General features: G+C 34.8%; 17 protein-coding genes. 7 read left to right on the top strand and 10 right to left on the bottom strand.

The features are described 5' to 3' along the window. The first annotated feature begins 89 nt into the window (after positions 1 to 89). From gorA to hflX, 3 genes are all read left to right on the top strand, one after another. A complete protein-coding gene (gene gorA / locus HNR69_RS02510) occupies positions 90 to 1460 on the top strand; it encodes a glutathione-disulfide reductase (RefSeq protein ID WP_075293731.1) in 1371 nt (456 codons plus the stop codon). 206 nt (positions 1461 to 1666) lie between these two features. After that, positions 1667 to 1957, top strand: a complete 291-nt coding sequence (gene hfq / locus HNR69_RS02515; RefSeq protein ID WP_075293732.1) for an RNA chaperone Hfq — start codon at positions 1667 to 1669, stop codon at positions 1955 to 1957. 2 nt (positions 1958 to 1959) lie between these two features. Beyond that, positions 1960 to 3336: a ribosome rescue GTPase HflX gene (gene hflX / locus HNR69_RS02520; RefSeq protein ID WP_075293733.1), complete on the top strand. Its 1377-nt coding sequence runs from the start codon at positions 1960 to 1962 to the stop codon at positions 3334 to 3336. A gap of 16 nt (positions 3337 to 3352) precedes the next feature. Here the strand turns inward: hflX and HNR69_RS02525 are convergent, their stop codons facing one another. Then, the gene (locus HNR69_RS02525) at positions 3353 to 4294 is read right to left on the bottom strand and encodes a sigma 54-interacting transcriptional regulator (protein ID WP_075293734.1); all 942 of its coding nucleotides are present in this window, start codon (positions 4292 to 4294) and stop codon (positions 3353 to 3355) included. A gap of 206 nt (positions 4295 to 4500) precedes the next feature. Between HNR69_RS02525 and fumC the strand changes: the two genes are divergently transcribed. Continuing rightward, a complete protein-coding gene (gene fumC, locus HNR69_RS02530; protein WP_075293735.1) occupies positions 4501 to 5895 on the top strand; it encodes a class II fumarate hydratase in 1395 nt (464 codons plus the stop codon). An 83-nt stretch (positions 5896 to 5978) separates the two neighbouring features. Here fumC and HNR69_RS02535 read toward each other — a convergent pair whose 3' ends face one another. Continuing rightward, positions 5979 to 6470: a hypothetical protein gene (locus tag HNR69_RS02535; protein WP_075293736.1), complete on the bottom strand. Its 492-nt coding sequence runs from the start codon at positions 6468 to 6470 to the stop codon at positions 5979 to 5981. 161 nt (positions 6471 to 6631) lie between these two features. Here HNR69_RS02535 and HNR69_RS02540 point away from each other — a divergent pair, with 161 nt between their 5' ends. Continuing rightward, entirely contained in the window at positions 6632 to 7021 is a 390-nt protein-coding gene (locus HNR69_RS02540) for a helix-turn-helix domain-containing protein (protein ID WP_075293737.1), read from the top strand. 282 nt (positions 7022 to 7303) lie between these two features. Here the strand turns inward: HNR69_RS02540 and tyrA are convergent, their stop codons facing one another. Continuing rightward, entirely contained in the window at positions 7304 to 8428 is a 1125-nt protein-coding gene (gene tyrA, locus HNR69_RS02545) for a bifunctional chorismate mutase/prephenate dehydrogenase (RefSeq protein WP_075293738.1), read from the bottom strand. 200 nt (positions 8429 to 8628) lie between these two features. Here tyrA and purE point away from each other — a divergent pair, with 200 nt between their 5' ends. Then, complete coding sequence (purE, locus tag HNR69_RS02550; protein WP_075293739.1) at positions 8629 to 9126, top strand: 5-(carboxyamino)imidazole ribonucleotide mutase; 498 nt, start codon at positions 8629 to 8631, stop codon at positions 9124 to 9126. A gap of 210 nt (positions 9127 to 9336) precedes the next feature. Here the strand turns inward: purE and srlR are convergent, their stop codons facing one another. From srlR to srlA, 7 genes are all read right to left on the bottom strand, one after another. Next, on the bottom strand, positions 9337 to 10146 hold the full coding sequence (srlR, locus tag HNR69_RS02555) for a glucitol operon DNA-binding transcriptional repressor SrlR (protein WP_075293740.1): 810 nt from the start codon (positions 10144 to 10146) through the stop codon (positions 9337 to 9339). Between the two features lie 42 nt (positions 10147 to 10188). Further along, positions 10189 to 10836, bottom strand: a complete 648-nt coding sequence (gene hxpB / locus HNR69_RS02560; protein ID WP_075293741.1) for a hexitol phosphatase HxpB — start codon at positions 10834 to 10836, stop codon at positions 10189 to 10191. Between the two features lie 74 nt (positions 10837 to 10910). Beyond that, entirely contained in the window at positions 10911 to 11279 is a 369-nt protein-coding gene (gene gutM, locus HNR69_RS02565) for a transcriptional regulator GutM (RefSeq protein WP_011608831.1), read from the bottom strand. 54 nt (positions 11280 to 11333) lie between these two features. Further along, positions 11334 to 12122, bottom strand: coding sequence for a sorbitol-6-phosphate dehydrogenase (gene srlD, locus HNR69_RS02570; RefSeq protein ID WP_011608832.1), 789 nt, complete (start codon positions 12120 to 12122; stop codon positions 11334 to 11336). Positions 12123 to 12168: 46 nt separating this feature from the next. Further along, the gene (gene srlB / locus HNR69_RS02575) at positions 12169 to 12534 is read right to left on the bottom strand and encodes a PTS glucitol/sorbitol transporter subunit IIA (protein WP_012340271.1); all 366 of its coding nucleotides are present in this window, start codon (positions 12532 to 12534) and stop codon (positions 12169 to 12171) included. A gap of 59 nt (positions 12535 to 12593) precedes the next feature. Beyond that, a complete protein-coding gene (gene srlE / locus HNR69_RS02580; RefSeq protein ID WP_075293742.1) occupies positions 12594 to 13589 on the bottom strand; it encodes a PTS glucitol/sorbitol transporter subunit IIB in 996 nt (331 codons plus the stop codon). A gap of 36 nt (positions 13590 to 13625) precedes the next feature. Further along, the gene (gene srlA, locus HNR69_RS02585; RefSeq protein ID WP_011608835.1) at positions 13626 to 14180 is read right to left on the bottom strand and encodes a PTS glucitol/sorbitol transporter subunit IIC; all 555 of its coding nucleotides are present in this window, start codon (positions 14178 to 14180) and stop codon (positions 13626 to 13628) included. 670 nt (positions 14181 to 14850) lie between these two features. Between srlA and HNR69_RS02590 the strand changes: the two genes are divergently transcribed. Next, positions 14851 to 16203 carry a ShlB/FhaC/HecB family protein gene (locus HNR69_RS02590; protein WP_075293743.1) on the top strand — a complete coding sequence of 451 codons (1353 nt, stop codon included), beginning with the start codon at positions 14851 to 14853 and terminating at the stop codon, positions 16201 to 16203. Positions 16204 to 16207 lie beyond the last annotated feature (4 nt).

Below are 16207 nucleotides of genomic sequence, written 5' to 3' on the forward strand. Positions count from 1 at the left end.
AAAATACCAATCAAATTAATTTATTCAGGCAGTTGGTTTTTTGGGCAAATTTTTAGCAGAATACATAAACTTAAATATAGGAGAGAAAAATGACTAAACATTATGATTATATTGCTATTGGTGGTGGTAGTGGCGGTATTGCTTCAATTAACCGTGCTGCAAGTTATGGTAAAAAATGTGCAATTATTGAAGCAAAATATTTGGGCGGTACTTGTGTGAATGTCGGGTGTGTGCCGAAAAAAGTCATGTTTTATGGTGCACAAGTTGCTGAGGCTATTGCAAAATATGCACCTGATTATGGTTTTGATGTTACGTTAAATCATTTTGATTTTGCCAAATTGGTTGAAAGTCGTCAGGCTTATATCGATCGTATTCATACTTCGTACAACAATGTGCTTGCAAAGAATAATGTTGATGTATTAAGTGGATTTGCTAAATTTTTTGATGCAAAAACCATTGAAGTGAGTTATGCAAACGGCGAAAAAGAGCTGGTTACAGCGGATCATATTTTAATTGCTACCGGAGGACGTCCGAGTCGCCCGACAATTCCAGGAGCAGAATATGGTATTGATTCTGATGGTTTTTTTGCGTTGACCGAATTACCAAAACGCATTGCGGTAGTTGGTGCGGGTTACATTGCCGTTGAATTGGCGGGCGTTGTTAATAGTTTAGGTGCGGAAACTCATTTATTTGTTCGTCGGCAAACGCCAATTCGTAGCTTTGATCCGCTGATTATTGAAACTCTTGTCGAAGTAATGAAACAAGATGGTATTCAATTACATACGCAAGCTATTCCACAAGAAATTATCAAAAATGCGGATAATTCTCTAACAATTAAATTAGAAGATGGGAGAACGCAGGACGTAGATTGTTTAATTTGGGCAATCGGTCGGGAACCTGCCACTGATGTGATTAATTTGGCTTCAACCGGTGTGGAAACTAACGAACGTGGATTTATCAAGGTAGATAAATATCAAAATACGAATGTTGAAGGTATTTATGCCGTCGGTGATATTATTGAGGGAGGAATTGAATTAACGCCGGTTGCGGTTGCGGCAGGTCGTCGCTTATCTGAGCGTTTATTTAATAATAAACCGGATGAGCATTTAGATTACCATCTTGTTCCGACGGTAGTATTTAGTCATCCAACGATAGGAACTGTTGGTTTGACTGAGCCTAAAGCTATTGAACAATACGGTGCGGAAGCAGTGAAAGTTTATACATCTTCTTTTACACCAATGTATAGTGCGGTGACTTCACACCGTCAGCCTTGCCGTATGAAGCTGGTTTGTGTTGGTAAAGAAGAAAAAATTGTCGGTTTACACGCTATAGGTTTTGGTGTCGATGAGATGATTCAAGGTTTTGCCGTAGCGATTAAAATGGGGGCAACTAAAGCGGACTTTGATAATACTGTCGCTATTCACCCGACAGGCTCGGAAGAATTTGTCACTATGCGTTGATAAAAGTGCGGTATTAATTAATGAAAAAAGGATTGTTCTCTACCTTAGAGGTCAATCCTTTTAATAGCGTATCTTGATTTAGAAAGATATTCTCGACCTTTCAAATGATTAGACATAAAAAAAATAACTGTTATACTGATCAACGAGTGGAGAATTCGGTTTATCTTCAATCTATCTCCTATAATTAGTATAAGAAGGAAAAGAAAATGGCAAAAGGACAATCACTACAAGATCCTTATTTAAACGCATTACGTCGTGAACGTATTCCTGTATCAATCTACTTAGTTAATGGCATCAAACTTCAGGGTCAAATCGAATCTTTCGACCAATTTGTTATTTTATTGAAAAATACAGTTAACCAAATGGTGTATAAACACGCAATTTCAACAGTCGTTCCGGCTCGTTCAGTTTCTCATCATAATAGTGTTCAGCATCACCATATTGTTCAAACTCAAGAAATGCAAGCGGAAGCATTAGCTGAAAATCAAACTGAATAATTTTGAATACAAACAAGCAATTCAAAGTATATACCACAAGTGCGGTTGATTTTGCCCAAGATCCTACCGCACTTTCTTCCAACATAAATGTGCCTCAATTTGACAAAGCAATTGTGGTTCATGTTTTCTTTTCTCAAAATAAAAATCTAGAGGATTTACAGGAATTCCAACTTTTGGTTAAATCAGCAAATGTTGATATTCTTTCAATAATCACAACCTCACGCTCCACGCCACAAGCTAAATATTTTGTTGGACAAGGGAAGGCAGAGGAAATTGCTCAAGTTGTTGAACAACTCAATGCGGATATTGTGTTAGTTAATCATAGCTTAACACCTGCACAGACTCGTAATTTAGAAAGTATCTGTCAATGTCGTGTTGTCGATAGAACAGGATTGATTTTAGATATTTTTGCTCAAAGAGCGAGGTCGCATGAAGGAAAATTACAAGTTGAATTAGCACAACTCAGACACCTTGCAACTCGTTTAGTCCGCCGAAAAACAGGATTAGATCAACAAAAAGGTGCGGTTGGATTGCGTGGGCCGGGTGAAACACAATTGGAAACAGATCGCCGTTTAATCAAAGTTCGCATTACTCAATTACAAAATCGCTTAGAAAAAGTAGCAAAACAAAGAAATCAAAATCGTCAAACTCGCCGAAAAGCTGATATTCCGACAATTTCCCTTGTTGGTTATACGAATGCAGGAAAATCCACTTTATTTAATGTGCTAACTCAAGCTAATGTTTATGTGGCAGATCAATTATTTGCAACTCTAGATCCCACTTTAAAACGTTTACCAATTCAAGATGTAGGGAACTGTGTTCTTGCTGATACTGTTGGATTTATTCGTGAGTTGCCTCATGACTTGGTTTCTGCGTTTAAATCAACATTACAAGAAACTACTGAAGCAAGTTTATTGCTTCATGTTATTGATGTCGCAGATAGCCGTAAATTAGAAAATATGTTGACGGTTAATGAAGTTTTAAGTGAGATTAAAGCAAACCAAGTTACAACACTTTTAGTGTATAACAAAATTGATCAAGTCGAGAATATTCAACCTCATATTGAATTTGATGAAGAAAATCAACCGATTGCTGTTTATCTTTCTGCACAATTAAATCAAGGTTTGGATTTATTAGTTGAGGCTATTCGACAAAAATTAAGCCACGAAATTCTACATTTAGAGATCAATCTTGCTGCACAATACGGTAAAATTCGGCATTGTTTTTATCAGCTTAATTGTGTTCGGCAAGAGAAAATCAATGAACAAGGTGAATTCTTACTTGATGTTCAAATTGATAAAATTGAATGGCTTAAATTAAGTAAGCAATTTCCGCTATTGAAACGTTTTTATGAATCAACAGAAATCAGCGACAAATAAACCGCACTTTTTAAGTCTATTTGACAATGCCGTATTGTTTTAATTTATTGGCAATGGCTGTATGCGACATCCCTAAACGGGCTGCCAACTTACGGCTACTTGGATATTGCTCATAAAATTTTTGTAACACCATTGACTCGAACTTATTCATTATTTGTTCTAAGGTTTCACCGGCAAATTGATCAACATTAACCGGCAAAATTTCTTGCTCTGATAAGTTTAAATCAGCAATTGCCAACTCATTATTTTTGGCTAATGAGCAAGCTCGATATAAGGCATTATATAATTCACGCACATTTCCAGCCCAAGTATAATTTTTCAGATATTGAATAAACCGCTCATTAAAGTGCGGTACTGAAATAGAAAGTTTTTCACTAATTTGACGAATAAATATTTCTGTGAGAGGCTCAATATCTTCTACTCTTTCACGCAATGGTGGAATAGTCAAACTTAAAACATTTAGACGATGAAACAAATCTTCACGCATTTTACCTTGTTCAACATAGTGTTGTAGTGGAATTTGCGATGTGCAAATTACTCTTACATTTGCACAATGTTCTTTTTCCTCGCCAACACGACGAAAAGTACCATCGTTTAAAAAACGCAACAGTTTTGCTTGTAGCTCTAAAGAAAGTTCAGCAATACCATCTAATAATACCGTCCCTCTATTGGCATATTCAAAAAAGCCTGTTGTTTCAATTCCCTTATCCAAACGACCGAACATTTCACTTTCTGCATCTTCAGCAGGTAGCCCCGCACAATTTATGGCAATAAACAAGTGATCCTTACGAGGACTGGCATTATGACTGGCTTTTGCAATTAAGTCTTTCCCTGTTCCGGTTTCTCCTTGAATGAGTAAAGGTGCGTCCAATCCGGCAAAAGCTTTTGCTGTTTCAATTAACGTCTGCATTTTTACACTTTTACATACAATATCATCAAAAGAAATCAGCTTTGTCATAATTTACCCCATTTAAAATCAATCGATTTCGTATTCTAAACGTTGAATAAAAAATGTAAAGAAAAATGAACACCAAAGATAAATATGTTTACTCTTGATCTACATCACAAAACCGAACATTTACAGGTTCAGTCAGTTCCAACACTACTACTAAAGTGTTAAAATCTCCTCAAATTTTTAAATTCACTTTAATAGCGAGGTATAAAATGGCATTTCGTATCGAAAAAGACACTATGGGCGAAGTTCAAGTTCCTGCTGATAAATATTGGGCTGCACAAACAGAACGTTCTCGTAACAATTTCAAAATCGGTCCTGAAGCTTCGATGCCAAAAGAAATTATTGAGGCTTTCGGTTATTTAAAAAAAGCCGCCGCTTATGCAAACCATGATTTAGGTGTGTTAAATACGGAAAAACGTGATTTAATCGCTCGGGCTTGCGATGAAATTCTTGCCAATAAACTTGATGACCAATTCCCTCTTGTAATTTGGCAAACTGGTTCAGGCACTCAATCGAATATGAATGTCAATGAAGTTGTTGCAAACCGTGCACATGTCATTCAAGGCGGTAAATTAGGAGAAAAATCCGTTATTCACCCGAATGATGATGTCAATAAATCCCAATCTTCAAATGATACTTATCCTACCGCAATGCATATTGCCTCTTATAAAAAAGTGGTTGAACATACGTTACCTTGTGTCAGACGTTTGCAAAAAACGTTAGCAGAAAAAGCAGAATTATTTAAAGATGTTGTAAAAATTGGTCGTACTCATTTAATGGATGCTACACCATTAACTTTAGGCCAAGAGTTTTCGGCGTATGCGGCACAACTTGCTTTCGGTATCAAGGCACTGGAAAACACCTTACCGCATTTGCGTGAGCTTGCCTTAGGTGGCACAGCTGTTGGTACAGGGCTGAATACACCTAAAGGCTATGATGTAAAAGTAGCGGAATATATTGCTAAATTTACAGGGTTGCCTTTTGTTACCGCACAAAATAAATTTGAAGCTCTTGCAACTCATGATGCGATTGTTGAAACTCATGGTGCCTTAAAACAGTTAGCAGTTTCTCTTTACAAAATCGCCAATGATGTTCGTTTATTGGCTTCAGGTCCACGCTCAGGCATTGGGGAAATTCTCATTCCTGAAAATGAGCCGGGTTCATCAATTATGCCGGGTAAAGTAAACCCAACGCAATGTGAAGCAATGACAATGGTTTGTGCACAAGTACTAGGTAATGATGTCACTATTTCTTTCGCAGGTACACAAGGTCATTTCCAATTAAATGTGTATAAACCCGTCATGGCATACAATTTCTTACAATCGGCACAATTATTAGGTGATGCTTGTGTGTCATTTGATGAACATTGTGCAATGGGTATTGAGCCAAACTATCCACGTATTAAGCAACAACTGGAGCAATCTTTAATGTTAGTTACCGCACTTAATACGCATATTGGTTATGAAAATGCAGCTAAAATTGCGAAAACTGCACATAAAAATGGTACAACATTGAAAGCAGAAGCCATCAATCTTGGGTTGGTGAGTGCGGAACAATTCGATGAATGGGTACGTCCGGAAGATATGGTTGGCAGCTTAAAATAGTTCACTTATTGAACATTTAATTAAGGCGAGATGAGTTCTCGCCTTATTTTTTTACTACAATAGCTTTAACTTAACATTATTTTTTATAACTGAATTGGTTCCAATTTTGATTTTTGTTCCGTAGTTAAAACATCTGTTGAAATAATATGTAATCCGGTTTTGTTATTCAGTCCCAAATCAGCATGGAAATAATCAGGTAATTTGTACATTGCACCTGTTATAGGATCAACAATAAGTAACCCAATTAAGCCTCCAAATACAAAGTTTCCAATATACCAACCATCAAGTTTTGCTTCTAACAGAAAAGTTTGGCTTTTGGCATTTTTACCTTCAGGGGTAAAAGTAATTTCATATTTTTCGCCTTTGAAATATCCGGCTCCTGCTGGTAAGACAACATTTTGAGGTGTTTTTCCGGATGTAATAACTTTTCCTGCTCTATTTTTTATCACAAAGTAGGCATTACTAGGGTTTGATTGAATTGAAACATTATAATCGCGTTTACTCACGATAGTTGCACAACCGGTAGCAAACATAGCGACAAATGCTAATACTGATAATTTTCTTAATCTTTTCATGGATAAATCCTCTTAAATGTGTAAAATGGTAACAATTATACTAATCTGTCTATTAGTGTTCGAAGTTAGATTTTAGGTAACAATCTGTATTTTGACTAGAAACGAATAAGATAAATTACTACCTAAGTTGTGATTAAAATTACCCAATTTGTGAGGTTTTCATGACAATGCATAATAAAATTCGCCTGATGCGGGAAGTCCGCCAATGGTCTCAAGAAGAAATGGCTCATAAAATGAATATGTCTCTAAGTGGTTATGCAAAAATTGAACGGGGCGAAACAAAGTTGCACTATGATAAATTGGTTCAGATTGCTCGTATTTTTAATATGAACTTAGCGGATCTGATAGATATTGATAAAGGTGTAATTTTTTGTATGAATGAGAACAGTGATTATATTTATACAAATTATGGCAATATGAGTGAATCATCGTTAATTGAAATCGAAAAATTAAAACTGACGCTTGCACATAAAAATGAGTTGCTTATTCAAAAAGAAAAAGAAATTCAATCACTTAAAAAGATTATTGCCCTGTTGGAAACTTCAAAATAAGGCATTTCTCTGATGTGTCGTTGATTGGCAAGAACACCACTTTAAAAATTACCTGTTGGCGAAATGATATATGTTTTAATTACTTTGCTGGATCATAATATTCCGTTATGTGTTCTTTTAGTGAGCCGGCGGTTGTCCGAAAAAATTCATTGGCTGATAAAATAGCTTAAATTTTCCAGCATTTCATTAATTATTTAACCTTTTATCTGTTTGTCTTTCCCTTTAAAAGTGTCTTATTTTATCAATCATCTTATGAAAATTTGAGAAAAATTTGAAATGATATCAAATGCTTCTGTAATCATTCGCCTGTTGTAATAATTGCCGACTTTCTTTCAAAAATTGCTCTGAATACTCACCAAACCATTCCCGCACTTGATTAAAACAGTCTATAAACCCCTGCTTGTTATTATGTTCAAAGAAATTTAGACTTTCTTCATAGCTTTGTTTTAGACTCTTAATCACTTCCAAATTCTCCGATTTGTCCATAATAATATCTGCATAAAGTTCTGCATCTTGAGCAAATAAACGTCCGATCATGGCTAATTCAAGACGATAAATGGGTGAAGATAGGGCAAGCAATTGTGCCAACTCAATAGGTTGTTTTGATAAATGCAAACCATTTGCAAAGGTTGAAAAATGACGTAAGGCTTGTACATACGTCATACTTTTATCATGCTCGGTTGCATCAACTTGATAAATTTTTGCCCCCCAAATTTGAATTTGCTCCAAAAGCCATTGGTATTTTTCGGGGTAGCGACCGTCACAACGTACCACAACTTGCTTTGCCATACTGGTAATATCAGAACCGAACATTGGATGTAATCCTAATACTGCACCTTGATGCACTTGTAACATTTTTTCCAACGGTTGACGTTTGACTGAGGTTAAATCTGTTAATAGCATATTTTCGGTTAGATAAGGCTTCAGACGGTCAATCACATTTAAAGTTTGTGCAATTGGGACACAAACAATAACTACATTTGCATTTTGTAAAATTTTATCCGCACTTTGCCAATCCTGTTTCTCTAAGACAGCAATTTGATAACCAGAAGAAGACAAATAACGAGCAAATAATGCCCCTAATTTTCCCTTTCCTCCAACAATGACGATTTTTTTTATTTCAGGATTTGCTGTTTTAAAACCGTATTGATTTTCTCTAGTATAAGATTCCCGCATCAAACGACGCAAAACATCTTCAATTAAATCCGGTGAAACACCTAACTTTTCCGCTTCATTGCGACGAGCCTGTACCATTTCATTTTCACGTTCAGGTACATAAATCGGTAATCCATATTGATGTTTCACTTTGCCTACTTTTCTGATTAATTCTAAGCGTTGAGAAAAAAGGTGTAGTAATTCACGATCTAAGCAATCAATTTCTGTTCTTAAATTTTTTAAAACGTCCATAGCTATTTTCATCTTACTAATATAGTTTGTACATTTATTATTACAATGGTTGTAAAAAATAACTTACAAAATAAATATCAAATACGCAACTAAATTTTATAAAAAAATACCGCACTTTGCGTTCTGATTAATCCGCAATCGTTTGCTTGTGTAATTTATATTATGCTATTCTTAGCATTATTTTTAGTAAAGGAATTCTTATGCAAGATAATAAACCTCAAATAGCCATTGTCATGGGATCAAAAAGTGACTGGTCGACTATGCAAGAAACCGCTATCATTTTAGATAGCTTGGATTTACCTTACCATGTTGAAGTTGTATCGGCACATCGCACTCCCGATAAACTCTTTGAGTTTGCAGAAAATGCAGAAGCAAAAGGTTATAAAGTGATTATTGCTGGTGCTGGTGGTGCCGCACATTTACCCGGTATGATTGCAGCAAAAACTATCGTGCCTGTATTAGGTGTACCAGTAAAAAGCTCAATGTTAAATGGTGTAGATAGTTTATATTCTATTGTGCAAATGCCCAAAGGCATTCCTGTGGGAACCTTGGCTATCGGATCTGCCGGAGCTGCAAATGCCGCTCTGTTGGCCTCACAAATTCTCGCTGCTTTCGATCCGCACTTAGCACAAAAATTGCACCAATTTCGCCAAGCTCAAACTGACAGTGTTTTGAATAATTCCGATCCGAGAGAATAAGGCTTTAATTTTTCATTAGGTAATGTTGAGCAATGAATAAAAAGCCGATAGTTAAAACATCCTATCGGCTTTATGACTTGGTCAGAAAAATTAGGCTTTATAATTTTTATTCAAAGCAAATGTATATCCTCTCAAACTGTTGTTTAAGACTTTCTGGTATCCATCCTGCTATCCCTAGCATAAGTCATTTGGTTTCCCAAGCCATTTTAATTAGTTGTCTTTTGACACTACTAATAGTTCAATACCTTTTTCTCTAATTTTTTCTCTCATTTCTAAAGACAAACCTTCATCCGTAATAATTGTATGGATTTTATCTAAACCACACACAATATTCGGGCTTTTTCTTCCAAATTTGCTGGAATCGGCTAAAACCACAATTTTTTTCGCTGCATCACACATCAGAGAACTCACTTTATAGACCTCATTAAAAGTAGTTAGCCCAACGTCTAAATCAAAGCCATCAGTACCGATAAAAAGTATATCAAAGGTTGAACCGATAAAAGCAGATTCAGCAAAATAACCGTGAAAAGAAGCTGATTTTTCACGAAATGTCCCGCCGGAAATTAATAAATTATAAGGTTTATTCAGTACTAAAATAGCATTAAAGATTGTTAAACTATTTGTCATTAAAGAAAGATTATCAAACTGCTTTAAGTATGGGATCATTTGTAGCACAGTACTCCCTGCATCAAAAATGACCGAATTTCCTTCACTAATAAGCGTTGCTGCTTTTTGCCCAATACGTAGCTTTTGTTGAATATTGATTGCTGTTTTTTGTGCAATCGGTTTATCTTCTTTGTCCTCTTTATTGATTTTTTCTTCTCGTTCAAGAAGTTCTTCATCAATTAAGACGACACTTCCATAAGTACGTAAGACTTTTCTATCTTCTTCAAGTGCGGTTAAATCCTTACGAATTGTTGCACCCGTCAATTTAAAATGAGTAGCCAAAACATCTACTTCCGTTCGCCCATATTTTGCTAAAAACGCTAAAATTAGCTGTCTTCTTTCAAAAGGTTTCATTGTTCCTCCAATTTAGCAAAAATTGGAGCGAACCAATCTATGCTAATATAGTTTTAGTTTTGTCATGACATCTAAAAGTGAAGCCATTCTTTCATCGGCAATTGAAAATTTTTCATTTTCATAATTGGAATTCACCAAAAATGTAGTTAAATTGGCTGCTTTGGCTGCAATTAAACCAGTAATACTATCTTCAATAACAATACATTCTTGTTTTTCAATCCCTAATTTTTTTACTGCTCTCAAATAGACGGCAGGATGTGGTTTGCCATATTCTTCATCCATTGCACTACATTGAATTGGGAAGTAATCCCACAATTTTAAGCGATCAAAAATGGTCTTAATTACAACTGGAGGCGATGATGTAGCAACTGCCAGTTTAATATGATTAGATTTTAAAAACGCTAATAATTCATACAGCCCTTTCAATGCTATACCTGTTTGTGCAATTGCACTGCAACCATTTTCCAAAATTGCTTCACTTAATTTTTGGTTGGATACGGATAAGTTAAATTTTTTAATCCAAGTTTCACTCAATTCATCGATCCGTTTACCCCTAGTGAATTTTTCACACTCTTTCTCGGTAATTGCGATACCAAATTCAGCCAATACCGCAATTTGAGCCTTTGCCCATTGAGGTTCTGAATCAATCATTACCCCATCCATATCAAAGATAACACTATTGATTTGCATCCTTTTTCTCCATTATCGCATTTTTCAATGAAAAAATATTCAAAATGAAATAAAATTTACATTGTTTTTTGATCTTAACAACTATATCCGGAAGATATTGCTACTTTTAACGCAAATTGTGAGCGTTTATCAGTTGGAAAAATTTTTTCCGGAATAATTTGATCAAGAGGTAAGCCAATGACGTCAACTAACTTTTGTGGTCTGGCAAAAACAGAAAAACCTTTCATGTGAAGACTATCCACAACTTTTTTCTCTTCATTAAATGCCAAGACAATCACCGATTTTGGATTAAAACGACCGCTGTTACGCCCAACAGTGATTTTTCCTTTCTTGCTTATTTCTAGAAAAGCTTGGTTAAAGGCTCTAATTTGTAGCCAGCCTAGAATAGATTGCAAAAGCCACATTATAATTGAGAATGTAATCAGCAATGTAATTGGATCCATTTTTACCTCTTAATAAAAAGCCATAGAGTCTGAATAATCTGACTGTTTACTCATTTAGAACATCACTTGACCGCCAGTAATATTAATTGACTGTCCAGTGCAATAAGCCGCTTCTTCGCTAGCATAGAATTTTAAAACATTCAGTACATCTTGATAATCACAACCTCGCTTTAAAGGTACTTTATCAATATAAACTTGCTCCACTTCACTCTCCGAGATACCAAGTTTAGCCGCATATTGTGGAATTAAAGATTGGAACATCGGCGATTTCAATAAATTGCCTAACATTAATGAATGAACTGTAATGCCTTTGTCAGCAAGATCTAATGCTAAGGATTGTGTTAAGCCAACACCGCCAAATTTTGCCGCACTATAACCAGAATTGTACTTACTTCCGACTTTACCCGATTTAGAGTTAATTTGAATGATACGCCCTTTAATGCCATCACGAATCATTAAACGGGAAAAATGCTTGGCAGTTAAAAAGTAACCCGTTAGATTCACTTTTACTGATAAATCAAAATCATTTAAATTGAAATCCCAAATGGGTGAAGCTTTTGCAGTACCTGCGTTATAGACCAAGACATCAGCACGACCAAATACACAATCCGTTACTTTTGTCAAAGCTTCAACGCTTGATTCATCGCCCGCATCAACTTGCACCCCAATTGCATTTCCTTCGCCTTGCTTGACGTTAATATCAGCAGCTACTTTTTGTGCATTTTCGCCATTTAAGTCGGCAACAACAATACGATAGCCAGCATCCGCTAAACCTTTAGATAAAAATGCCCCTAGTGTTTGACCACCACCGACAACGATGGCTACTTTTTTTTCATTATTCATAATATATTCCTTTAACTTTCAATTTGAAATCATTTCTAATTTGGACTTAATCACGTTTAATAACTAAGATGGAACTTTCCATTAATGTTTTTGGTGGAACACCAACAACATGAACACTTCCCGGAAATTCCGCTTCGGTCGCCCCATCAAAACGGAAAGTAATGTGTCCGAGTGCGGATAAATTATCCGACGCTACACTGCCAATGGCGGTAATCGGATATTCAACACCATCAAATTCGGCAATATCGCCAACTTGTAAAGCGTCGCTTAATTCAGATGGATTGTGTAAGAAACAGTAATCTTCTAAATCGGCAGGTGCATTTTGTTTGAAAGTGATTAACATATTGTCGTTTAGTGCATCATGAGCAAAATTGCCGATTTTAGTAAACGTTGTTTTATAGATAATCGTCATTTGAATATTCCTTTTTTTTACAAGCGGTTGGTTTGCAAATTTAACCGCTTGTAAAGTGATTACTGATAAATGAATGCAGATACCGCCCATGCAATTAATACTGTCGGTGCACCAGTCAAAAAACGACTGACTAATACAGAAGGTACGCCCACTCGCACAGTATCTTGTTTCGCTTCTGCCATTGAAAGCCCCACGGGAATGAAATCACAAGCGGCTTGAGCATTGATGGCAAAAAGTGCCGGCAGGGCTAAATGTGGTGGAATGTTCCCTAAACCGATTTGTGTCCCTACTAATACACCGATAACTTGAGCAATAACAGCACCGGGACCTAAGAATGGAGAGAGTAGTGGGAAAGAACAAATTAACGCAAGAGTAACTAAACCGAGTGAGCTATTTGCAAGCGGTGTTAAACCATGAGCAATTAAATCCCCCAAACCGGAAGCAATAATGATTCCAATCAAGGCGGAAACGAATGCCATAAACGGTAAAATGGTTTTCAGGACTGTATCAATAGTATCACGTCCGGCTTGGAAAAAGAGTGCGGCGACAGAACCCATTCCCATACCTATTTTTGCCAATAAACCATTACTTTGTTCGGTGATTTTTTTACTTGAATCATACTCTTTTGCGGTAGTTGATGAAGCAATTTTTTCTTCAGATATGACAGAAAGGGCTGCGGCATCCACATCAATTAACGAAATATTATTTTCTTTTACGGCAGAAACATAAATATCTTCAACAATAAATTCTGCTAAAGGTCCTGATTTGCCGGTTGCGTGAATATTAATAGTTGGAATGCGACGTTTTGGGTAAAGCCCACAACGTAATACACCACCACAGTCAACAATTGCAATTCCAATTTCTTCTGCTGGCGGTTCGCCTTCTTTAAAACCATCTACTGCTTCCCAGCCAGTTAATTCCACCAATTTATTCACAATAGCAGGACGAGTGCCTCCGGTCATATAAAGTATTTTTTTGCCTTCAATAATAGGTAATGTTAATGGACCACCCCAGCCACCGTTACCTTTTTCAATATAAACTGCTTTATTACTCATAATGTATTCCTCTACTTTTCATTCCGTTTAATTAGTTTAGTGAGATAGATTCACTTCTCTATCTAATGTAATTCCCATTCTTTTTTCAAAGAAAGCTGTGGTAAAGTCCGTAATCCAACCACGGAAGAAGTTAGTGAACATGCCGACTAATAAATAGCTAACAGCTAAAGGTCCAAGAGGTAATCCTAAAGTCGTTAAACCACTGGCAATACCTAAATAAACGAATAATTCACCTGGGTTGATATGAGGAAATAAGCCGTTCATTGAGTGGCAGCTATAAGATGCTGCGGCGTAGTAACTTGGTTTATAACGCTCTGGTAAGAAGCGTCCTAAACTTAACGTCATAGGATTGCAAAAAACGAAAGTGCCAATTACCGGTAAGATCAAATAACGTGAAATAGGATTGCCTGCACTTTTCTGTGCCAGTCTTTCTATACGATCTTGCCCAATAAATTTAATTAAGGCATTCATTACAACCAGTAATGAGATTAATAGAGGTAAAATACCATTCATCATTCCGACTAAGGTTTCTCCCCCTTTTTGGAACAAACCGATAAACCATTCTGCTCCGTGTGTGATTGCTTCGATCATACGACCTCCAATTTTCAAAATAAAACATATTTTTTCATCTCTGCATTTTAGAGACATGTAAATAGTAAGTTATTTTCATTTTAAAAACTGTGAAGTTGATCAAAAAATCAAAATTTATTTCAAAATAAATTATTATTGTTTCGGTTTGAAATATTGATTGAGTAATTTGGACGGAAAGAGGCACCTTTTGTTTTAAACACATAAGAATTTAAGTTAAGTAAATGCGAAAAATTAAGCCTTTTTCATCAAGCAATTGATGATTTATTCGTCGCAGAGACGAATAAAAGTACACTGGTTTTAAGTAATGGTTTGGAAATGGAAAAGGGCGATAAACCCAAACCACTTCATTATCATCATGTCGTGCGTGATAAAATGATGCACCAAGCAGTCAAACAACATTTTTAGTTAGAAAAACAATGACTCACACACGATGGAGGGCGGATTAAATCAGCAACTCTTTTTTTATTGATGATATTCAAGGTTATCGTGCTGAGAAAAAATCAGTTTTCAGGCAATCTGAAAATACTTTTTGAATAAATGGTCATAGTTGAATTGGAAAATATCCTAAAAATTAAAGTGATGAATTTTTCAGGATATTTTTATTTTAAACTTGACATTTAAAAAATGTCATGATAATAAAACGTAAAAAGTTTATTATGGTAAGAAGGGAATGAAGAAAAAATATATAACTGCAATTCTGTTATTAATATCAGCATATGCTTATTCATATAGGATTAATGTTATAGATGATTATGATTTAATTGATAAGGAATATATAGAATTTTGGAATAGAGATGAACTTATAAAACAGATAGAAGTATTAACAATAGAATTATTAAACAGAGGTTATGTAACATCGAAAATTATTGATAAAGAAGAGAATTTAGTTATTATTCCTGGAAAAATACAAAAAGTAATATTACAAGATAATTCGACAAAAAATGCAAAATTAAAAAAGGAATTATTAAATTTAAATAAATTAGAGGGAGAGATATTAAATATTCGTGATATTGATGAAATAGTATCTAAATTTAAAAAAATAAAAGGTAATAATGTAAAAATAAGGGTGGAAAATATCAAAGGTAGTCAAGATAGTAATATAATAATCATAAATGACTTTAAACCTGCGATATATCCTAAAATTTCTGCAGATTATTCTAAAGGTATTAATTCGGATTCTTATCGTGGTTTTAAATATGTTGTTGGATTTGGTTTCGAACAATTAATAGGTATGAATGACGAATTAAATGTGAACTTTTCTCTATTATCAGATTATAGAAATATGAGCTTGAAATATAAAATACCTATAAGAAATAATGAAGCAACAATACAGTATCAGTATACGAAAGACATTTTAAATGAAGATGTAGAAACAATAGAAAGAGAAATATTATTGAATGTAAATACGGATATTAATAATATAGATTTAAATAATTCGATAACTATAAATAATAAAAGGTTTAATGTAAGGAAAAATACGAATATAACAAACAATTGGTTTTATGAGTTTGAAACAAGTTTAGTGTATACAAAATTATTGAATTTAAGTGGTTATTATGTTCAATTAATGTTAAAACCTAAAATAGGTATAAATATTGCGGATATAAGAGCATATAAAAAAAAGGATTATGTAATTACATCAGGTATAGATTTTAATTTATATTCCAAATACTATGATTTAATAACGAATGTGATTTATAATAAGAATATGAGTTCGGATAGTGTGTATGATCGTTATACGAGAAAACTTAATATATATGGGATTGATAATATCCCGTTATCAATAGCAAAGACAGATAAACTCATAGTTATGAATAATAAACTGAAATATCCAATGACAATAAACAAAATTAATGTAATACCATATATCGATGTGGCACTAGGTAGTAATTTTAAAGAATATTCAACTGGAATGAGCATAGGTTCAAAATTTAAATATAAACAAACAAGTATTAATCTAGAATACTCAAGGAGTAATAAAGGTAATTCAGTTTTAAATTTAAATTTAGGGTTTGAATTTTAGTGAA

Source organism: Histophilus somni (assembly GCF_014202395.1).
In the GTDB taxonomy this organism is placed as follows: domain Bacteria; phylum Pseudomonadota; class Gammaproteobacteria; order Enterobacterales; family Pasteurellaceae; genus Histophilus; species Histophilus somni.